The organism is Kitasatospora arboriphila (assembly GCF_039528095.1).
Lineage (GTDB): Bacteria > Actinomycetota > Actinomycetes > Streptomycetales > Streptomycetaceae > Kitasatospora > Kitasatospora arboriphila.
On record NZ_BAAALD010000068.1, the window covers coordinates 41,754 to 42,862 of the forward strand.

Annotated in this window: 1 protein-coding gene and 1 pseudogene; both read right to left on the reverse strand. The window is 78.4% G+C overall.

Translation table 11 applies throughout. From position 1 onward, the window contains the following. On the reverse strand, window positions 1-212 hold a 212-nt coding region (locus ABD353_RS28115), incomplete at its 3' end, for a hypothetical protein (RefSeq protein WP_344626486.1). Between the two features lie 102 nt (window positions 213-314). Next, window positions 315-1,109: pseudogene (locus tag ABD353_RS28120) on the reverse strand (hypothetical protein); the annotation flags it as partial.

Sequence of the window (1,109 nt, forward strand, 5' to 3'; positions counted from 1 at the left end):
CCGTGTTCGGCCAACGGCAGGTCGCGTTCCATGGGCTGCAGACGGGCGGTGGGCTCCGCCATCTGCACGTGTTCCATGGGCTGCAGACGGGCGGTGGGCTCGGCGACCTCCCATGCCTCGGTCGGCTGCAGCGCGGCTTCCTGCAGGCGGGGGCTGCTCACGGTTTCGCGCAGTACGGCGTGAGCCTGTTCTGCGCCTGTCTGCTCATCCATGGGTTCGTCCAGTTCGTGCCGGCCGTCCGCCCGCTCCCACGAGCGGGCGGACGGCGGTGGGAGGGCTGCGGGGTGTGCGGCGGTCGTAGGACGGCCGGCCGGTTACGAGGCCGCGCCGCCCGGGGCGGCACCGTCCGCGCCGCCGGAGGTGGCGAGGCGGGCGAGTGCGGCCCGCAGGAACGGGCTCGGTACCTGGTAGCCGCCCTCCTGGCGGAGCGGGGCCCGCTCGGCGGGCTTGTCGGCGCCGTCCGCTCCCGACCCCGTGCCGGTGGCGGCGGAGGCCGCCGGGGTGTCGTCGTCCGGGCGGCCGCGGCGGGCGGCGACGGACCGGGCGCGGTCGAGGTAGTCCCCGTCCGACGAGGAGGACGTGCCGGTGCCCTCGTCCCGGGAGCCGTGCGTCGGCCGCTCACCGCCGGGCGCCGCGGACCCGCCCTCACCACTGCCGCCACCGCTGCCGTTGTCGGAGCCTGTGGCCGTGGCCGTGGCCGTGGCCGTGTCGGTGGCGGCGCCGTCCGTGCCCGCTTCGGGACCGAGCAGGGCGGTGGTCAGCTGGTTGAGCAGGGTGTTCTGTTCCGCCGGAGTCTCCGCGCCCGCGGCGGCCGGGGCCTGGGGGGCCGGGCCCTCGGTGCGGGCGGAGTCGAGCCAGCGGCGCCGCATCCGCTCCCAGTGGCGGTCGCCCTCCTCGTGCCGGACGGCCTGGCCGGCGATGCCGCGGTCGCCGAGCAGCATCTCGTCCTCGTCCTCCAGCCCCTCGCAGCCGAAGCGGGTCGGGCGGACGAAACGGTTGCCGCCGCGCTTCTCGCCGCGGCCGCCGGCGCCGCCCATGCCGCCCGGGGCGTGGGCCCCGGCCATGCCGGCGGGGCCGGTGCCGCCGACGGCGGCCGGGGGGCCGGGCCC